This window comes from Mesorhizobium montanum (assembly GCF_033977145.1).
Classification (GTDB): Bacteria; Pseudomonadota; Alphaproteobacteria; order Rhizobiales; family Rhizobiaceae; genus Mesorhizobium; species Mesorhizobium montanum.
Genome location: NZ_JAVIJF010000043.1, coordinates 1 through 21181, shown reverse-complemented (window position 1 = coordinate 21181; position 21181 = coordinate 1). Strand labels below are relative to the sequence as shown.

The following is a 21181-nucleotide window of genomic DNA, read 5'->3' as shown; positions in this document are numbered from 1 at the left end:
CAGTTCCAGTGGGCGGGCCGCTTGGCTGCTCGCGCGGGGCCGCTTGCCCATGGGCTGCCAAGCCCAGCGCATTGTTGGCTGCGACCATTTGCCGGTATTTCTGCAGAAAGCCCCAGGCTGTGCCGAAGACGGGGGCTGCGTTCTTCTTGTACTCGTCAACCGCCCGGCTCAGCACCGCGGGTTCAATCTGGGCAATGCCCTTGCCGAAGTTCTGACTAAGCCACCCGTTGAAACGACACAAATGACTCCGATAGATCGTTAGCGTGACTTGACCGTACCTGCTTGCAGCTGCCCGACATGCATCTTCGATCACCTGGTTCTCTTCGTTGACGGGGCGAGTTTTAGCTGTTGTGACAGTCTGTCCGGCATAGGCTTGCCGCAGCCTTCCCAACGCCACGTTGATTTCGCTCAGTAGTTTGGGATGGTTGCCCGAAAAGTCCTTCGCCAGACTGTCCAACTGCCGATCATCTAGCCTGCCGGCGATCTGAGTCCGGTGATTCTCGTCAAGCCATGCACTGAATTTGCGCAGCGACGCTAGATCGTGCCACATGGTTCCTTCTTTGAGGCGGGCCACGGCTATTGCCCGGTATTGGGCGAAGAGTTCCTCATCGTCCTTGGTGCCAGGTCGAACATTCGAAGCCGTCAGAGGCTCTCCGACAGAAGCTTGCCGGAGCCTCTTCAGCGCCGGGTTGACACGCGCCCTCTCGCGCTCCGCGAAGTCCTTCGCGAGCGCGTCCAACCCCGGGTCCTCAATCCGGCCGGTGATCTGCGTCCGGTGGTTTTCGTCAAGCCATTTGCTGAACTTGCGCAGCACCGCTAGATCGGCCCTCACGGTTGGTTCTTTGAGGTGGGCCCTGGCTTTTGCCCGGTATTGGGCGAAGAGTTCATCATCGTCCTTCGTGCCGGGTCGTCGAACAGTCGAAGCAGCCGTCACAGGCCGTCCGGCAGAAGCCTGCCGGAGCCTTCCCAACGCCACGTTGGTGTCGCTCAGTAGTCCGGCATCGTTGCCCGCGAAGTTCTTCGCCAGGCTGTCGAGCTGCTCGTCATCAATCCGACCGTCGATTTGGCTCTGGTGGTTCTCGGCCAGCCATTTGCTGAACTTGCGCAGCGCCGTTGTATCGCGATCAATCGAGGGTCCACTCACCTTGGCTGTGTTCGCCGCCTCGGCACGGTAGGCGGCAAAAAGCGCCTCGTCCGGGTGCTCTCGGACCTGCTTGCGGCTGCGCGTTTGCTGAACGAGGGAAGCCTGGTGCGGCGCCGCGGCCGGCATTGTTTGGCGCGCGCCGGTCAAATCGCCTCCCCTGGTCCCTTCTTCGAGGCCGGCAGCCTGGGCAAAGAGTTGCTCATAGTCTTTGGTGCCAGGTCGAACATTCGAAGCAGCCGTCCCAGGCTGTCTGGCAGAAGCTTGCCGGAGCCTCTTCAACGCCGGATTGATACGCTCGTCATCGCGCTCCGCGAAGTCCTTCGCCAGCGCGTCCAACCCGGGGTCCTCAATCCGGCCGGCGATTTGCGTGCGGTGGTTCTCGGCGAGCCATTTGCTGAACTTGCGTAAGGCCGCTAGATCGCGCCTCACGGCTGATCCTTTGACCACGGCTTTTGCCCGGTATTGGGCGAAGAGTTCCTCATCGTCCTTCGTGCCGGGTCGAACAGCCGAAGCAGCCGTCACAGGCTGTCCGGCAGAATGCTGCCGGAGCCTTCCCAACGCCACTTTGGTGTCGCCCAGCAGTACGGCATCGTTGCCCGCAAAGTCCTTCACCAGACCGACCAGCTGCCCATCCTCAATCCGACCGTTGATTTGGCTCTGGTGGTTCTCGTCAAGCCATTTGCTGAACTTGCGCAGCGCCACTATATCGCCAGCAATCGAGCTTTCACCCACCTTGGCTGTTTTAGCCGCCTCGGCACGGTAGGCGGCAAAAAGCACATCGTCCGGGTGCTCGCGGCCGCGCTTGCGGCGGCGCGTTTGCTGAACGACGGAAGCCTGGTGCGACGCCGCGGCGGGCGTTGTATGGCGCGCGCCGGTCAGATCGCCCTGTTGATTGGCCGCAGGCCGATATGCGTCCGCGACGACGTGAGGGAGGCTCACGCGATCGGGTGCGCTTCCAAATCCCGTGGCGGGCAGGTTGACCCGCGGCGGCGGCATGGAACTCGAAGCTTCGTAACCGCGCCCAATCGCTGCGCGGCTCCGCGGCTGATCGACACTTTGCGCGGTTGAGTGGACCACCCGCTCCGCATCCTGCCAGAACTGCGCCGAAGCGAAACTTGCGGCCGGCAACGGCCCGGCGCGGTCGGCGGCGGCAAAGAGCTCGTCCTGGTCAAAACTCTGCGCAGGTGAGTGAGCTGGTGGAGCAAAGGGCAAGTGCGAACCGCCTTCCCCGGCGCCCTCCTCTTGCAGCATCCTCGGTCCAACCGCATCTGCATTTGAGCCGGTCCGCCGCCTGGCGAGACGGCTGTTTGGAACAGCTTGCCGATGCTGGCCCGGCGGCAACGCGTTCAGATGCTCCTGAAAACGCGCCTGGTCGGTCTGCTGCTGTTGCGAGCCTGCATCGTCTGTGCGGGCGAAATCTGAGACGTGGGACCGATTGATATTGCTAAAGGGACCCATCGTATCTCCCTTGCCTGTTCCGAGCAGCTCAAGCCGCCCTGGCGGCTGGAAACTGTTCTATGGGGCTCAGCTGTCGACAGGCTGACGGACCGAGAGCGCGGCAGGACCAGTCGAGATCATCCCTCCAGGCGCGAAGGAGGAACTCGCTGCACGGCCCGCCGATCTTCCCGTTCGACGAGCCCCGTCCAGCCGCCGTTGCGAAGCTGTCGGATCTGGTAATGCCGCGCCTCGCCTATGCAGCCTTGCGGCGCGGCAACCTAGGTGAGCGTGCGTATTGCCTCAGGCGCTTGCGAAAGGCGCAGCCTTCCATGTCGTCTCGCGCGGATAATCACGCGGGTAATCATCAAGTAATTTCCGGAAACGCGCTAATCCCGGTACCAGCGGTTTGGATTACATTTCGCCCACCCGCTGCGCTTCCACTATCGTTTCCAGAAGACATCGAGCTCCGCCAGCTGGCGCTCGATTTCCTTCACGACCTCATAGACATTCAATCCGGACTTGGCAGCGATCAACTTGGCCAAGATCTCGCTTGCTACCAGAGCCGGCGCGATACTTTTGAAGAAGGATTGAGGATTGCTAATTACAATGACGCTTGCCTTGGCCATACGGGCGAGCGGCGATACGCTGCTGTCGGTGATGGCAACCACAGCCACTCCTTGGCGCGCTGCTTGCCTAGCCGTTTCGATGGTTGCACGACAGTAAGGCTCGATGCCTACCGCCAGCACTACGTCGCCTTTCCCGACACCTCGCAAGGCATCGATGCCGAGTCCCCCGGCCGCATCAAGAACGACCGCCTGCCGGCCGAGCCGTGACAGCGTGTAGGCAAAATGCTGTGCCACCGGATGCTCTGCGCGCAAGCCAAGGCTGAAGAGATTTCGGCTCTCGGCAAGGACACTGGCAGCAGCCGTCAGCTGCATCGCGTTCGCGCATTCCCCGAGCCTCGCGATTTCCGCTGCCAGCGTGCCCGCGACGACTCCGACCGTTGAGTAACTGCCATCGCCATCTTGCCGACGCTCAGGCAGCGGCGATTCGGCAGACGTGCGCAGGGCCTTCGCATAAACGCTGCGCATGTCTTCGTAGCGGTCGAGGTCGAGCCATCGCGCTAGCCTCATCATGGTCGTGTGGGACACACCCGCTAAATGCGCTTGCTCGCGCATGGACATCAACGCGACGTCCTGCGGATGGTCCAACACAAACCGGGCAGCCCGCTGGAGCTGAGGCGGCATCGTCTCAAACCGTTCGACTAAAAGGTCGGTTAGAGGCCCCTTTTTCATAGCCCTTCGCGCCAGTCGGCCAGCTGAAAGATACGCCCTATTTCACAAGAATAGACACTCGAAAAAATTCCACTTGGACGCTCTTGCTGAACCGCACTGCCCCGGTACTGAGCTGGATCACCCGATGAGACACGCGCCAGTTCTTCATTGACAACAAAATGCCGCGCCCTTTCTGAACCACATCTCATGTCGTAGCGACAAGCACCCTCTTCTGCGCCTTCAAGTTTCAAGAACGCAGAGGCACGTACGTTCGGAGACATACCCTGTTTGATTGCCGTAGAAGGCGCACACTTACTGGATTTGAGCATTTGAGAGATCAATTCGCGTACCTATGGACCACGCTTTTTCGCGCTGATTTCGGACTCGTCAGGTTTTGCGGGGAGAATGGGGAACAACTCTGATGAAAAGCTGCTGCGACCATGTTGATCGCCTGCGATGAGCTTCCGCGCGAATGCCAGTCACCGCGATCGTGTCGGCGCACTCCGTCCGGACTTCTCGTCAAGCGCGAGCGACCGGTTAAGGTTGTTGACCAACATCTGGTTCCCGGGTTCTTTCCTGAGCGCTTGGCGATATAGCGCTTGTGCCGCGCCATGCCGTCCGCAAATGTCGAGCACAACTCCCTTCGCGTTCAATGTGCGCAAGTTGCCTGGAGCCGCGATCAAAACCCCGTCGAGCACCTGAAGGGCCTCCTTCGGGAGTTTCCTTGCTAGTAGGGCTTTCGTAAGCTGGATCGCCGCGTCGACATTGCCTGGTTGCTGCTGCAGCTGATCCCGCAAAGCCCGCTCGTGAGCATCCTGACCAACGGAGCTCAAGATGCGTTCGCGCATGGCCGGATTGATATCCTTGGCACCGAGCAACTCGGGTGACGGCGTGTCCTTCACTGAAAGAGCTTGCGTGCCCCAGCTAGCGCAACCGCCGAGAGGAAGAATGACAAGTATTGCGAAGGGAACTGACGCCAGACGAACTGAACGCAGCTGCGAAACGACTGTTGTTCTCATGTGAATGCCGCTATCCTTACGACTAATGCTACGCACTTCAGCTGGGCTCAACGCGCAAATTGTTACGTTCTCCTGACGTTTCATGATTCGTTGCAGCGGTGAGCTTGACGGATCCGACCGGCTGAATCGTAAACTCCGAATCCAGATCCTGATAAGACAAAACGACGAGATCGATCCCGTTGCGAGTAAGGAAACCGCGGACGAAGCGTCGGACATCCATTGAAGCCAATATGACAGGATGCCGCTGACCCGGCGCAGGGTTCGAATGGATCTGCCGCATTTGTGACAGCAGCATCTCACTTTGCCCGTCCCCCAATACGAGGTAGGGACCAACAGCCGAATCACGTATCGCGCTGCGCACCAAATTCTCGGTTTCACGTTCGATAATAAAGGCGGGCACCACACCCTGAGCGTTGGCAAAACGATGACAGATCTGTCGCGTCAGACCGGAACGAACATATTCCGTCAACAATGCGACGTTTTGCTCCTGCTCCCCCCATTCGGCCAGTGCCTCCAGGACAAGGCGGGTGTTGCGGATCGGGATATCTTCGTCCAGTAGACGGCGCAGGACATCGGCAATCCGGGGGATCGGCGTCGTGCGTAGCACCTCCTTCACCAAATCGGCATATTTCTGCTCCATTCGGCCCAGCAATTCACGCGTCTCTTGGATGCCCACCAAGCGCCGCGCACGGCGCGTCAGCGTTGCCTGGACTCGCGATGCAATAAGTTCGATGGGACTGTGATAGCCGATGCCGGCGTCATTGAGAGCCGATGCATGGCTTTGTTCGACCCAGATCTTGCCCGCTTGTGGGTCATGCTGGAAGGGGATGCCGCTCAATTCAATATTGGCCAGATCGTCGGTGAGCCTTAGCTGCGTCGGATCAATCGCATCCTGTTCGACCGGTACGCCCTCGACATCTATCCTGAACTGCGGGTCCGGCAACTGCTGTTCGACTGCAACAGGGATGCGAGGAACAATGATGCCGAGGTCAGATGAGACCAGTTCCGAAACGCGTTCAATGTGCTGTTGCAATTCGGTTTGGTTGATCGCATCTCCAAGGCTCGGTGCAAGGAGCAGGGTGATCGGACCTCCTTCCGGAGGTGGGGTTTGCTTTTTTGGCTCCCCGGGAGCTGCAGTGGTAGCATTTGCATTGTCGCCGTTTTGCTTATCACCTTTGGTAAAACTTGCCGTCGCGAAGACCGCGGCCAACACGAGAAAGACGGGCAGAGGGAAGCCGGGAACAAACCCCATCGCAACCATGACACCAGCAGCCAGCCTCAATGCCCGCGTATTGGCGGTGAGCTGGCCGGCTATGTCGGCACCAAGGTTGAGTCTCCCGGCCCCACCTACACGCGTGACTATGGTCGCCGATGAAATCGACAGCAGCAGCGCCGGAATCTGTGAGATTAATGCATCACCTATGGTCAGCAGAGTGTATTGGTGCAGCACCTCGCCGAAGGGCAAACCCTTAGACAGCCCGATGGAAACTCCGCCCAGCAAGTTGATACAGATAACCACCAGCCCGGCGATGGCATCGCCCTTTACGAACTTCATGGCCCCGTCCATAGCGCCATAAAGTTGGCTTTCTTTCTCCAACATGGCGCGCCGCCTACGAGATTCATGCTCATCGATGTGGCCATTCCTTAGCTCGGCATCGATCGCCATTTGCTTGCCTGGCAGAGCGTCCAGCGTGAATCGCGCCGCCACTTCTGCAACGCGTTCGGCACCCTTTGCGAGAACCATGAACTGGACCATGGTCACCACTAGAAAGATGACAAAACCTACGACGATGTTGCCTGAGATTACGAAATCGCCGAACGTGTGGATGATGCTGCCGGCCTCCCCCTCCGCAAGGATTAGTCGCGACGTTGCAATGGTAAGCGCGAGGCGGAACACCGTAGAGATCAAAATGACGCCGGGCAGGGAAGAAAGTTCAAGTGGCGTGCCGACATACAGGGCAACCATTAGAAGAAGTATGGCGAATCCGAGGTTGAATCCGATCAGGACGTCAACGACCGCGATTGGGATTGGCATGATCATCATGCCGATCGCCAGAAGCAGCATTAACGCGACCATTATATCCGGGTTGGCCGGCGCTCGCGCGATGAAGTTGCGCATGAGGTTCGCCATTGCGACCTTCTTTATGTTTGTTTGAGAAGAACTGTGCTGCTGCGAAGTGAAACGTAGCTTTGGAAAACGGCTCGCGCCTCGTCCATGCGACGGGCTCGCAGCAGCGCATGGCTACGCATGAGAGTCAGAGGGACGCGAGAAGATTGCTGGTCATCAAGTACGTCCAGCCTGTCCAGGATCGTCAGTGCTTCATCGCCGAGACCCTCAGCAATCAGCGCATAGGCGAAAATCCGTAGCAGGCTGACATCTTGAGAATTGTCGCTGACGGCGAGCCGCAACAAGGCTAGGCTTTGGGCGCTCTGCCCACACGCTAGGTGGGCATAGGAAAGGGCGCAGAGCAAATCTCGCTCCTGCTCGGAAATCAGCACGACATCACCGGTCTTTGGCAACGTGTGTCCCGACGGGATGACGTAACATTTGAGTGTTATTCTTCATCCAGGTCGACCTTCGCTCGCCTTGATCAAGCTGTTCCGGTTCTGTCGCAACAGCACCAGCCGCCGGAACTCCTCTTGGAGGGCGGAAATACCTTCACGCGCCACCGAATCCTCAGGTACCGCCGCTAGCGCGTCGACCAAGGCCTCCAGAAGAACACCACGCTTCCCTTCGCGCAGGATTTCCGGATGACGTAGGCGTGGCGTGATGAAGGAGAGCTGGCTACGTGCGAGAGTATGGCCATAAAGAGCGGCCATTGCAGCGCGGGGCTCGATCTCACTGATCTGAGTGCTCTCGCTTGGGCTGACGCGCGTGACCGCCTCGATTTCACTAATTCCCAACGATCCGTTGGCCGTGCGTGCGAGCGGCATATCGTGCGCGTGCGCACGCCGCAAAGTCGATGCATGCTTCTTGCTACTATTTGCATGAGCGCGATCGATCTCCATATTCGTAAGCGCGATTTTCCCCGCATTCTTGGTTCCATCATTGGCCGGCTCGGCTGCTCCTGCAGGCTCGATGTTAAGATCGCGCGCCGAGGTGCCGGAGCCGACAGGGTAGCTGGACATCTTGACCATGGAGTTCTCCTACCGAACCTGGAAGTTTAATAAGGGAGCGCAGCAACGCGGCCATTTCGGCTCAGCAGCACATGAGCGTCCTCAATCCGATCGACCATCCATCCATTATCCAATAGAGCGCCGACGAAATACTTCTGCCCACCGATCAGAAGATGTGGCAGATTCCCGCGCCAAACAGCTTCAATGGGGATTGCGGATGGCGCCTTGTCCTCTTTGATCACCACACCGTTCACGAGTGTTAGCGCTCCATTCGTGCGATGATCGAACCGCTGTTGGATCTTCTGCCACTTGGAGACCAAGGCAGGCGTGACGGTGCCCTCGGCGGTAACAACACTGTCTGCGGATTTGATCTTGATATCGAATAACTGCGCCCGATCAATTTCGTCTTGCAGCGCTTTCGCCGCTAACTGGACGCTCTGATCACCAGGGCGGTTGATGGTTACCTTCGATATAGGTGCGGGGTTAGTAGGATTGGCGCTCAATCCACTGCCGCTGCCGTAGAGGGAAAAAATGGTTGAGAGCGCGCCGACTCCAATGCAGCTCAGCAAGACGACGGCTATCACTGGCATTGAGAGGCGACGCATGCCAATGGGGCGCTTTTGCGCGGCATCTTGAACGGACCAGAGAATGGACATCGCGCCCACATGAATGACGACAGGAAGAGACACAACAACGCGCTCGCCTGCTGCAACATTTTGGTTGCCCTCTATGCGGACCCCATCCGCAAGGGCCTCGACCTCGATCGAATTGCCAAGAAGACTGATACGAAGATGACGCGCCTCTAGCCCTTGCTCGATGAAAATTATATCGGACTCAAGACCACCACCGATTACATTCGGCCCCAGAGGCGCATTACCAGTCAGCCCAGAATAGAGGCCCGACAGCACCTCGAAATCGACGGAAATGGCGTCATTCACGGAACTCTCCCGCACAAGGAGATGAGCCGTACAGCATGGCCGTACGGCTCATTTTGACTCCACATTGCACTGCCAAGGCAGCGATCGGGACGACACTACGTCCCGTTTGCAATGTTACTGAACGCGCTCGTCGGCCACCTTCTTGATTGATTGAAGGTTGGTTGTAACGGTGCGCAGCATCACGCTCCTTTCCGTCGCCTCTGCGCTCATTGCCGTGAGCGCCGCAATTTGCGACTGGAAGGCGGCAGTCCCAGCCCCTTCAGCAGCCATATTGCCAATGGCCGGAGCAGCACCACCACCAGCAGGGGGAGCAACTTTAGACATATCATTTTACCTTTCCGTTCGAATTGTGCCGTACTTGACGGCTTACACTCCTGACGCCGAAGGATCCGGCGTCAGGCATCCTCTTCCGTGTCACCCATGGCGTCATCGAAATCAGCCATGGTATCGCTCGCCATTTGTACCGCAATGGAACTCAGAACACTTTGGAATGCCGCACTCTGATCTACGGCTTGCGGGTCACTTCCGGAACTGACCGAACCGCTGTCCCGACCACCCTCCCCAACCGGTCGGCCACTACCAGAAGGCCCGCCGGGCTCATCCTGCCTATCCCCATGGCCCGCTCGAGCCAAGGAAGCACCGGTGCCGCCACCTCCACCTCTAATTGCTCCGACCATCAGGTACCTCGGTTCCTTTATTGCCCTCAAGAGGCTGCGATGCAGTGTTCAAAATCGACTTGCTCAAAGTAAGAGCGCGAGCTTTCGAGAAGCTGACGGCTCAAAAAAAAACGAAGGGACGCTGTCACAAAACTGATGGTCGTGTACGGGCTGGCCTGCTCATATCGATGCGACGGCGGCTTTAACAGGTTGCTGAAAAAGTCGTGCACCGACTGCCAAGCAAGTCGGAATTGGAGTCCAAACGAGAATCGAAAAGCGAACAAAACAGAATCAAAGCCACGAGTCGGCCGGACCAAAAACGTTTTTCAGCAGCCTGTTAAAGGCGCCATTTTCCTGGCAAGGTGGGATCGGAAGGGGCTGTCATGCTCGGTGCCGCAATTGAAGCAGTTCGATGTGAAGCGTTCGTAGTATGCGAACTCTGCCGATGGATGAATTCAGATGGTAGGGGGCTCGCCGCGCCATCGTTATAGACCCGTTCACGATCGCCGCTAAACTGGCGGTCCATAGGTATATAGCGCGGGTGCGGAACGGTGCTTTATTCTTTCAGACGCAAGTCAGCGAGTGCTTTTGCCAGCGAGCGCTTGGCGGCTGCGGTGGCGTTTGGGGGGCAACAAATCCGGACGCGCGATGAGGCCATCGACGATGGCCCCCCTGACTCCGCTTCGGTGGTTATTACTCCCTCGTATCGGTGTTTTCACTGCCCTGCGACTTGAAACGATACCGAGGGCTCATTCACACGCTCCCTTCAGTTCCTGTGCTTGTCTACGGTTTATCCTGGTGACGCAACAATATTGGCGAATTGCTGAGTGGCGGCCGCGTTGGGCACAGATGGGCGTGTAGCGCGCTGAGGCATGGATCCGCGTTCTTTTTGTCTTGTTGGTGAGGCGGGATGAAGGTGAGATCGGCTTGTTGGTAGAATGGTCTGCGCTCATCGATCAGTTGGGCGATCTTTTGCTCCGGGTCAGGGCCTCGCAGCAGCGGGCGGCTGGTATCCCTTTTGAGGCGCTTGTTGATAACCTCCAGCTTGGTATCGAGCCAGATCGAGACCGCCTTGTCGCCGATGAGACGGCGGCTCTGCTCATGCATCAACGCGCCGCCGCCGGTGGCGATCACCGCGGGCGCTTCCTCCAGCAGACGGGCGATCAGTTTCGCCTCCATCTCCCTGAAGTAGGCCTCGCCCTGCTCTTCGAAGATTTGCGAGATCGATTTGTGGGTCTGCTTTTCGATTATTTTGTCCGTGTCGTGGAAGTGGAGCTGCAGTCGCTTCGCGAGAGCTGGGCCGATGCTGGATTTGCCGGCGCCCGGCATGCCAACGAGCACGACCGGCCGACTGCCGAGCGCCGCGACGACTTCCTTCGCCTGTGATGACCCGACGGTTTGCGGCATGCTTGGTTGCCCGACAGGTCGCAATTTCAGGGCCGCAGTGGCGCCTGCACCGCGTTCGCCTTCGGCTTCCCACTGAAGCACGGCCAGAGCGCCATCGGGGACTGGAACGCCCTGGCAGTTTTCCGTGACGCGCTGCATGAGTTGCTCCGCAGGAGCGTCCCGACCCGCCCGCCGCAGCTGGTCCAGCTGCTTGTATGTGTGATGATTGGCGAGCTTGGCTTGGTAGCTGGCCGGCGTATGGAACTCAACCTGGAAGCGATAACCATGCGGTGTGGCGAGCACGCTCTGGATGCCGCTGAAAGTCGGATTGCGCATCCTGAACCAGTTGGTTGTGTGGCGTTCGGCGTAGCCGCGCTCGTCGAAGGCCAGGATGGCTTTCTTAAAGCCACGGGTAAAATCCTGGTCGGGGAGTTCGAAGATGTGGCGGACAGCGTTGCTTATCAGCTGCGGCGCGCTGCCAGAGGGGGCGTTCAATCCGGTGAGCTGTTCAGCCATCGAGCCTTCCGATCGCACCCGGCGATCGAAATGAGGCATGTTCACCGGGATGCCGGCCTGCCTGAGGCTCTCGGCAACCCAGGTTGCCGCTGCGGTGATTGCCTCCTCTTCAACTCTCGCGCGCGTCGCCTCGATTTTGGCCTGCTCCGATGCTTCCTGGCGGCTCAGCGTTACCGTCACATCGGAATCCACGGCGGCAGGGCGGCGGCCGGAGCGTTCGGGCAACAGGCCGTTCTGTGCGGCGAATTTGATCGAGGCCTCCATGACGCAAGCCGCCAGCGTGGGATTGTCCTTCAGTTCCTCCAAGGTCGCATCGACTTCGAACCTGCCCTGGCTGAGTGTCGCCGCCATGCTCTTGACGTAGGGCACGGGCTGCAAGCCCGGCGTCTGGCATAGGAGCCGCTGCAGCTCATGGCTTTTTTTCAGAAACCGGCGGGTGCCGGTGTCGGATTTATAGGCATCCGTCCCGACCTTAATGCCGAGGCTCAGCAGGTTGCTTGTGCTTTCGACGAGGTCGTCCGGATTGTAGCCATCCGGGGAAGGATCGATCCGGGCTTGAGTGTGGTCGAGCAAAAGCTGGACGCGGTCGCGAGGCTGGGACGTTGCCGGATAGCTCTCTGCCAATTCCTGGAAGAGGTTTGCAAGCGCTGGGCTCACCGACGGGCTTAAATCGTCCACGGTCTCGACGGTTGCGGACAAGTTTTGCTGATCCGCCTTCGCCGCCCATGCCGCGAGCTCGGTCACGAGCAACGCGGCCATCTCGCGCGCGACCGGATGCCGGGCGACCTCGATCTCCTGCCTCGCCCTGGCGAGCGTGTCCTGGATATCCTGGCCTCGCACCTCTTCCGCGTTCAACAGGTTAGCGATGTCCCGCCTAAGCTCGTGGTGAATGCCTTCGTAGGTGCCGAAGACAGCACGCTCGGCAAACCAGCGTCGCGCCTCGTCGGACTGCGCCAGAAAGTTTCGCTGCAGGCAGCTATAGGTTTCCAGGACGTCCTGCGTGGTGGCAAGGATCTGGCGGGCACGACTGAATTGGTAGCTATCGTCCTTAAGCGCCGGGGTATGCGACTTCGCCGGCTTGAGTGAGCGAACGCCGCGCGCTTGCTCCTTCTCATCGAACTGCCGCACATGCTCATAAAGCTGCGGTCGGTCGCCGATGATGATGACCGCGTCCCCGTCGAAGTCGCCGTCAAGCTTCTTCTGTTCACTGGTCGGGATAGCAACCAAAGAGCCCGGAGCAAACACCTCCGTCGCCTGGAGGATGCCTATGCTGTCGACCGGCGTGTCCACCTTGGCTCGATCCTTGCCGTGTGTCCAGCTCGAATGCGATTTGACGTCTTCGGCGGACAGCACCAGCCCACGCTCCGCGTAGTCGGCCGGCCACATCTTGTCTGGCACGACGATCAGAATGCCTTTGGCAAAAAACATCGGATCGTCGCCCGCCAGTTCTTTCCCCTTCTTCTCGGCGACATTGAAACTGTATTGAATGGCTACGCAGCCATCCAGGAAGGCCGCAGTCGCATCCCCGTCACCTGCCGACCTGACTTGCCTGGCGCCAAATGGCCGCAGGTTGGCCTTGTCATAGGGGGCTCGCCCGATCAGCACGCCACCCCTCCCCGTCAAGGTCTCGCTCTTGAGCGTGGGCACATGGACGCAATCATCACTGGACGGTACGGCGACCGCGCCGGGAGCGTCGATGTGTCCGGCCGTCACGGTGCGAAACAGATCCTCGGCCCCCAGCTCTTGTCCTTCTCTGCTGTCGAGCCAGGTCTTGGCCTTCTCGCGCGTCTCATCCGCCACCAGCTCGCTGCGCGGATAATGTTGCAGCGCCGAGGCAGGAACGGACGATCTCCTTGCCTCAGCAAAAGCGGCCACCCGATCGAGACCTTGGCCTTGAGCGGCCCGACGAACAGCCGGCATACGCTCGGCCAACGAAGCCTTTATGAAGCCGCAACCGTCATGCGGTCGCAAGGCGATCGGGCCTTCCGGCCCGGTCAGCCTGAAGGGATGCGCTTCGCCCGTCAGACGGTCCGGCAGCAGCGACAGTTTGAAGGCTCCTTCGAGTGCGTAGTCGTGGGGCCCTAGACCTTTGATCGCCGGGGGCGCGGCAAAGCCTCGGCGCTGCGTGTAATAATAGGCTTCTTTGAATGGCGCCCAGTGTCGCGACAGCTGCTCGAACGCCGTACCCGGTGCGGTTTCGGCATATGGAATTGCCAGCAGCTTCCCCCCGAGCGCCTGAGCCCCCGTTTCGCCTGGAGCGCGGGCGGCGATCTGGGCAAGGGTCTTTTTCGGCGGTTTTGACTTGCTGCCGCCGAATAGATCCATCCGGTATGGCACACCCTCGACACTCAATGTCCGCCCCAGCATGAAGGCGCTCGGCTTTCCCGGCAGTTGTACCGCGACCACCTTCACCGCCCCTGAGGTCAGGCGATGGAAAATGGAATAGCGCGTCTCGGGCTCCGTCGGCAATCGCCGCCCCTGCATGTCCACCACCGGCAACTGCATCAGCCCCGCATCACCCTCCGGCGGTCTCGGCTCGTGGTCCATAGCGCGCAATACCTTATGGACATCGAAGACGGCGGCTGGATGTCGGGCCTGGATCAGTGCCGCGTTCTGGGCCATGAACTCGTCCAGCGCCTCGACCGGCCCCTCTGCCTCGATCTGCGCGATCAGGTTCCAGCTCATGTTGGAAAGGTCGCCTTCGATGAGGCCGCGCGTGCTGGCCAGGATCTCCCTGGTTCCGCGATGCAGCTCATCCCGACGCCGCTTCAAAGTGGAACTTTCGGCATCGACGTAGGGCCTCTTGTAAAGCCCCTCAAGGACAGCACGGGCCTTGAGCACTTGATAAATCGACAAGGCTGGGCAGCGGCTCGAATTCGGTCCAGCGATCCGCTCGGCCTCGCTTGCCTTGAGTTGCGCCTTGATCTTGTGCTCCATGACTGGTTGAATGTCGTTCAGCAGGTTCAAAGTCTGCCTGCGGTGCCAGCGCAACGCCCTTTGGGAGCTGCGCGCTAACGGCACCAGAGCGGCGCAGAGATTGCCCATGGTCTCGAGGTTCTCGGGGGCAAAGCCAGAGGTCCGACGCAATGCCTCGAGTCGATCCAAGCCTGTCCGTGCCAGTAGACCCAAATCGTCATGCAACTGCGCCTTCGCCAGCGCCTTGAAGATATGCACGATGCTTAGCGCGTCGGCCTGCTCCAGGCGATCGCTGGCGTAATGAAGATGATGGGCCAGCTGATGCAGCCGATCCCTCAGCAGAGCGGTGTCTGCAATTTCTCCGGCGTCCTGTCCCCGCACGACGCCGCGCCCCAAGATATTGGCGATGGTGCCGAGCGCGACGGTAGTGAAGGTGCTAAATCTTGGACCCGCCGCGCCGAACCCGCGCGCGATATCCATGATCGCCCCGTGGCATACCGGTTGTTCGGGCCATTTGCTGAAGCCATGCAGGACAATGGCAAGTTGCTGCGAGGAGAAATCGGACAGCCCCCCGGTGCGGTCGGCGCGACAACGAACTTCAGCAGCAATTGCGACCGAGGCGTCCCCGCACCCCGTCTCGTCAGTCCACTTGCTGAAACCGTTAACCAGATTTGCCAGATCCTGCGGATTGAAAGCAGATAGCTGCTCGGCGCGATCGGCACGGCGAAGCACATCGCCGGCGATCGCGACGGTAGCCTCGCGACAGCCCGCCTCTACCGGCCACTTGCTGAAGCCATTCACCAGGTTCGCCTGCTCCTGCGCAGTAAAATCGGTCAGGTGGGCGCCGCGGCGGCGAACCTCACCGGCAATCGCAAGGGTGGCCTGGCAACAGCCCGTCTCATCCGGCCACTTGCTGAAGCCGTTCACCAGGTTCGCCAGAGACTGCGGGGTACAATAAGATAGCTGGCCAGCGTGGTCAGCGCGGCGCCGGATCTCGCAACCGATCGCGACGGTAGCGCGGCGACACTCCACTTGTTCCGGCCATTTGCTGAAGCAACCTACCAGGTTGGCCAGATCCTGCGGATCAAAGACGGACAGCGCGTCGGCGCGGCGGCGAACCTCGCCGGCTAGAGCGACGGTGGCCGCAGCACAACCCGCCTGCTTTGGCCATTTGCTGAAACCGTTCGCCAAGTGTGCCAGATCCTGCGGGCTGAAAGCAGATAGCTCATCGGCACGGTCCCCGCGATGAAGCATCTCACCAGCGATCGCGACCGTGACGTCACCACAGACTGCTTCATCGGGCCATTTGCTGAAACCGAGCGCAAGGTTCGCCAGCTCGCGCGAATCAAAACCAGGGAGCCGGCGGGCGCGGCGGCAAAGAACCTCACCAGCGATCGCGAGCGCGGCCTCGCGGCAGTTCGCCTGATCGGGCCACTTGCTGAACCCGTTCACCAGGTTTGCCAGATGCTGGTGGGCAAAACTGGAAAGTCGGCCGGGGCCGCGGCGAACCAGCTCACCAGCGATCGCGACCGTGGCGCTACTACAGCTCACTTGGTCCGGCCGTTTGCTGAAGCCGTTCACCAGATTCGCTAGTGCCTGCGGAGTAAAATCGGACAGCCTATCGGCGCGGCGACGAATCTCACAGGCGATCGCGACCGTGGCTTCGGCACATGCCAACTCGGCAGGCCACTTGCTGAAGCCGTTTACCAGGTTCGCCAAGTCCCGCGAGTCAAAACCCGAGAGCCGGTTGGCAAGGCGACGGACTTCACCGGCGATCGCGACAGTGGCAAGGCGTGAACTCTCTTGTCCAGGCCACTTGCTAAAGGCGTTCACCAAGTTTGCCAGGTGCTGGTGAGTGAAATTGGCGAGCCGATCCGCTCCACTGGCGCGGCGACGAATCTCACCCGCGATTGCGAGGGTGGCCGCACCACACCCCCCTGTGTCAGACCACTTGCTGAAGCCGTTCACCAGATTTGCCAGACCCTGCGGAGTAAAATCAGATAACGCATCGGCGCCGCGGCGAAGAACCTCTTTGGCAATCACCGCCGTGGCCGCGCCACAGCCTGTCCTCTCCGGCCATTTGCTGAAACCGTTCACCAAGTTCGCCAAGTTCTGCGAATCAAGAGCAGAGAGCCGGCTGCCGCCGCGGCGAAGCACCTCACCAGCGATCGCGCCTGTGCCGTCACCGCAGCCTGCAGCTTCCGGCCATTTGCTGAAACCGTTCACCAAATTGGCCAATTCCTGCGGATGAAAATCACAGAGCCAGTTGGCTTGGCCAGCGCGACGGCCCACCTCGCTGGCGATGGCGACCGTGGCCGCGCCACACCCCGTCTCTTGCGGCCATTTGCTGAAACCGTTCACCAGATTCGCCAAATGCTGTGGCTCAAAACCGGCGAGGCCGTTTGTCCGTTCGGCGCGGCGACGGACCTCACCGGAGACTGCGACCGAGGCAAGGCGTGAGTTTTCCTGTTCCGGCCATTTGCTGAACCCGTTCACCAACAGGGCCAGGCTTTGACTGTCGAGTTCCCGAAGCACTCCGCTTTGCTCGCAACAAAATTCAGCAATGCTGCCCATCCCATTTTGGCAAGCCGGCACCCGTGGATATCGGCTGAACGATAACGCCAAGAGCGCAAGCGCTTTGGGCTCGACATCAATGAGTTCGTGGGCAAACCTAGACACCTGAGCTGCCATGGCCCGGCAAGCTTCCATGCCTGCCGGGCCTTCCTCGCGGCTCACTGCATTGCAAACTGTGGCATATCCCCATGTTTGCCGGACGCGGATATCGTGCTGCCAGTTGGTGACAAATCGAGATGTGAACTGGGCAGCGGCCTGTTGCAGGAATGTTGCAAGTTCCGGCATCTTCAGATCTCTGCGATAGCGCACCACAGCCATTGAGAATTTGCGGATGTCACCAGCGAAACCGATGTCGTGTAGGGCGCCATTAAGCAGTTCTTGCGAGTTTGCAGTACGGCCATCCCGCCTAGCTACATGGTCGATAGGTCGCTCGCCTGATCTGGCGCCCAGATCGGGTACGCTTTGTCGATGTGGCGGCAACGCGTCGATGCGCGAGCTTCCGGCCGCTTGATGGCTGCGCCAGGGTTCGCCACCGGGCTGCCGCCTTGGTCCGTTCCGTAGCGAGATTCCGCCGTGACCGTCCCGCCCGGCTTTATTGTCGATCGGTCGTTCTCCCGGCCTGGCAGCCGGTTCGCTCACGCTTTGCTTACGCGGTGGGCGCGCGGCTGTATATGAAGTTCCGGCTGATCGATCGCCGCGCCAGGGTTCGTCATCAGGATGCAAGAAGCCTTCTTCTCGGGTTGGCCCCTCGCCCTCCGGCACCGAGGGGAAACGACGACGCCGCCCACTGATTTGACCTAGAGCAGCAGCCAAAAGTCGGTGTGAGCCAAGCGAGGGACCGGCAGGGCGGCCGCCAGCAGAATTATCGGCTTGGGGCGCAATGGGAGCGGAGGACGTCCCTTGGTTTTGAGGCCCAGAGTGCATCCGCTGCACGACGGAATTGAACGATTGACTGCCTTCTTCAGGGGCGCGGCCTGATTGCGGGCACGGACCGCTCGATCCCCGCGTGCTGCCGGAGTCAGCACCTCCAATATGCGATCTTCCAGTTCGTCCAATGCCCGTCATATATCCAATCTCCAATGCGGGCAATGCGCCGCCTATAGTGTCGAGGCTGATTCGCTCATCCGTGGGTCGAGAAGTGCGATGGACCGGGCGCCCAGGCGAAGATGGTCTTCACGAAACGGGGGTTCTGAAAAGTCTGACGCTGGCCATGCCCTCATCAGCCGCTCGAAGCGCATGCGACCGAAGTACTCACCCCATTGGTCAACTCAGCATGCGCGAGACCCCATCGGTCCCGTTCGAGGTCTTGTGGATCGCCCTGACGCGATCGCTTGCACGGCACCGGCGGCTATTCCCAAAGTTTGCCTTAATCCGGAGCACGCGCAGCAGTCGCGGCAGGAGATGTCGCGCGCACGTCGGCGGCATGGAAATAACGGGAACCGCGGTCATCGAGCCATGCGCCAAAGGCGACGATGTCCCCCGTACCACCCGACAGACATCGATCTTTCGCAAAATGTTGCTTTCCTGAGACAATGACAAAGCTTTGGCCATCGCACATAGCCGTCCTTACCTTACATAAACCTGACCTGCGCTCAGCCAAAATGCTGAAGTTGCTAAAAGCGAAGACCACTGGAACTACTGCGGCAGCGGGCGCGGGCTACAGCCTGAGAGAACTGGAAATTTGTGAGCAATCTGCGTCATCGTCAGCCCTGCGGCCGCTCCGTGGCCGAAGAGGCCGAACGATGGGAATTGCGCGCCTGCCATATCGGCTGCAGAAGCAGACCGACGACCGGGCAACCGTGCAGGCGTTGTTCGCCAGCTGCAAAAAATTCAATTCCTGTCGGTACCCTCGTGTCGACACTGTCCTGGGCAACAGGGCGCGTGTCGTGACCACAAAACGAGCCGCAGTGGCCTGATCGGCTCGATTGGACGCAGGCGGCGAGAGCTCAATAGACACGGTGACGTCGAAGCAGTCTGTCAGTGGCCTTCGAGGAGATCATATCTCCCTGTTCATTCCCGCTCAGCCATCCGAGTTCGCAACCAGTTTGAACATCAAACATCAGACCGGCAAATCAGTAGCCTCGTCATTGCCACCCACAGGCTGCGCACTCCAACATCTGTGAAATTACCGGCACGTACAAAGGTGCTCGTCAGCCTTTTGACAGCTAAATGAGAGATACACCGGACGTTGAACAACGCAAAGCCTTCGAAGCGGCCGTTAGGTTCGATCGAAATGCAAATTCCGCATCCGAGCTTAGCTTGGGTCCAGCTATGATTTGTCTCATCTAGGGAGAGTGATTTGGAGTCCCACAACGGATGGTTTGATACAGACGCTTGGATGCGCGACTATGCTGCTCTGCGGGAACAGCAGGGGGCGAGGCAACAATCGGGAGGCATGCCCGCGGATCAAGCACGTTTTGAACAGCAACTGAGCGAGTTGCAGCTCAGTTCCGCTGGTGCGCGCCCCAGTGATGCTACCTACCCTGAAGCTAGTATGCCTGAAGCTAGTATGCCTGACACTCGCCCTGCGAAGCCGCATGGAACCCCCCAGCGCGCTGACATAGAGGATTCAATGTGGATGCCTCCGCAGTCCAAGCCACGAAATGGCGGGTTCAGCAGCACGAGCTACACCGGGCCCTCGGGAGCGCCTCCTGCTGTGCGGACGAAGGGCGGCAAAGGCTGGCACCTATGGTCACGTGTTAAGTCAGGTGTCGGCAAAGCCTTTTCGGGGAGTTGTCGCGAGGACTCGACCGGAATGTCGGCGTCGGATGTAGTTCATTCAGAGCTTCGCATATATTACGCGAAGCGACGGCTCCCGACCGAGCCCTTTGAGGCGGACAAAATCCTTGTTTCCAGGTTTTTGAGGGCGTCTCTCGGCAGCACATTCGTGCAGACCGCCCAGAGGAATGCATCTCATTTGCACCAGTTCAGTGCATGGCTTAACCAGCGCGAGAGGGACCCAATTGCCGACCGGCTGAACGACCATGAGTTGGACAACGATGCACGGGAGTATGCGCAGCAATTTGACTCTCCCGGCAGCAAGAAAACCAAAGATCAAATCATAGAGGCATTGGAAAATATACGACAAACCAATCTGCCACCAACTGAGCTCACAGATGACGAGAGGCTTATTGCGGGGTTCAGCGAGGCAGCCCAATCCGCCGGCCGTGCGAGAAAGACCGTTAGTGGGTGGGTGGCGAGTCTGCATAAATTCCGCACCTGGCTACGGCCCATGAACTTAACGCTGTCGAGCTTGCTTGACCGCCCCGAGGATCTGAATCGACTTGCGACACTCTCTGACACAAGAGATATCCATGCAGCATTGACAGTGCTTCAGGAGTTCCATGCCGCGAACGTCGAGGAACGCCCCCCAAATTTCAACCCCCACCGCCGACAGCGCTTGGCTGCCCCTCCTGCCGAAGATGCTGCGCTCATGAAGAGGTTCAAAACGGCAGCCATGCAAGCCGGGGTTCCCAAAAACACGATTGACAGCAGCCTGATACATGCAAAAAAGTTCGCCAACTGGCTCCATGAGAACGACAAGGAGCCGTTGGCTTCTCGGTTTCGAGATGAATCGCTGGCGGACGATTTAGACCTGTATAAAGCCCAGGGTAACGACCCTGAGAACCGTCTTCAGTCGACGTTGAATCATCTCCGGAGGCTTATGTCGGAAGGGTGCGGCATCGAACAGATCGGGCCCGGCCCGCGTATCATGGGGCGGCGCCTCCTGGATGCTTATCCCGACGACGCCGAACTTATCGACCTTGTGACCCAAGAAAGATTGAGCAACCTTGGACCCGAGCCGACTGCGAAACAGAAGGCCCCTATTTTCCATGCGGCTAGCGTGCAACGCAGGTTTAGTGATTGGCTCCAAAGGGAGAAGAAGGGGAGCATAGTGAGCCGACTCAAGGGGGGTCAGCAGCAACAAAGTGAGTTGATGCGAGATGTCAAGGGCTTCGAACAAGCCACTAACGCCAAGCTGCGTCTCAACAACCTTCGGCAATACCTACAAGTCGTTGAGGCGAACAGAGCGCTCGGGTTGCGGGATCCTGAGGAGGCGGGTTCGTTCGCAGGGGAAGGCGCCCAGCAGGCCAGCTCGTTTCAAGAGTTTTCCTCAGCTCCGCATACTCCGTTCGAGGGAGCTTGGGATTGGCTCACCACGCAGATGCAGTCCTCCACGCCCTCGTCTGCGAGGTCTCCGTCC

8 protein-coding genes and 2 pseudogenes are annotated in these 21181 nt (G+C 59.5%); 1 reads left to right on the top strand and 9 read right to left on the bottom strand.

Going from position 1 to position 21181, the window contains the following annotated elements; all coding sequences use genetic code 11:
* The 9 genes and pseudogenes from RFM68_RS32920 to RFM68_RS32880 form a co-directional block, all read right to left on the bottom strand.
* Positions 1-2602 (bottom strand): annotated as a pseudogene (locus RFM68_RS32920) (hypothetical protein); the annotation flags it as partial.
* A 419-nt stretch (positions 2603-3021) separates the two neighbouring features.
* Positions 3022-3828: a MurR/RpiR family transcriptional regulator gene (locus RFM68_RS32915; protein ID WP_320237094.1), complete on the bottom strand. Its 807-nt coding sequence runs from the start codon at positions 3826-3828 to the stop codon at positions 3022-3024.
* Positions 3829-4334: 506 nt separating this feature from the next.
* Entirely contained in the window at positions 4335-4874 is a 540-nt protein-coding gene (locus RFM68_RS32910) for a tetratricopeptide repeat protein (RefSeq protein ID WP_320237093.1), read from the bottom strand.
* 37 nt (positions 4875-4911) lie between these two features.
* Positions 4912-7005, bottom strand: a complete 2094-nt coding sequence (gene sctV, locus RFM68_RS32905) for a type III secretion system export apparatus subunit SctV (protein WP_320237092.1) — start codon at positions 7003-7005, stop codon at positions 4912-4914.
* An 11-nt stretch (positions 7006-7016) separates the two neighbouring features.
* A complete protein-coding gene (locus RFM68_RS32900; protein WP_320237091.1) occupies positions 7017-7394 on the bottom strand; it encodes a histidine kinase in 378 nt (125 codons plus the stop codon).
* A 42-nt stretch (positions 7395-7436) separates the two neighbouring features.
* The gene (locus RFM68_RS32895) at positions 7437-8012 is read right to left on the bottom strand and encodes a hypothetical protein (RefSeq protein ID WP_320223952.1); all 576 of its coding nucleotides are present in this window, start codon (positions 8010-8012) and stop codon (positions 7437-7439) included.
* Positions 8013-8038: 26 nt separating this feature from the next.
* Positions 8039-8929, bottom strand: a complete 891-nt coding sequence (locus RFM68_RS32890; protein WP_320237090.1) for a SctD/MshK family protein — start codon at positions 8927-8929, stop codon at positions 8039-8041.
* A 114-nt stretch (positions 8930-9043) separates the two neighbouring features.
* The gene (locus RFM68_RS32885; RefSeq protein ID WP_320230220.1) at positions 9044-9253 is read right to left on the bottom strand and encodes a nodulation protein NopA; all 210 of its coding nucleotides are present in this window, start codon (positions 9251-9253) and stop codon (positions 9044-9046) included.
* Between the two features lie 1115 nt (positions 9254-10368).
* A complete protein-coding gene (locus RFM68_RS32880) occupies positions 10369-17295 on the bottom strand; it encodes a shikimate kinase (protein ID WP_320237088.1) in 6927 nt (2308 codons plus the stop codon).
* Positions 17296-19864: 2569 nt separating this feature from the next.
* Between RFM68_RS32880 and RFM68_RS32875 the strand changes: the two are divergent.
* Positions 19865-21181: pseudogene (locus RFM68_RS32875) on the top strand (hypothetical protein); the annotation flags it as partial.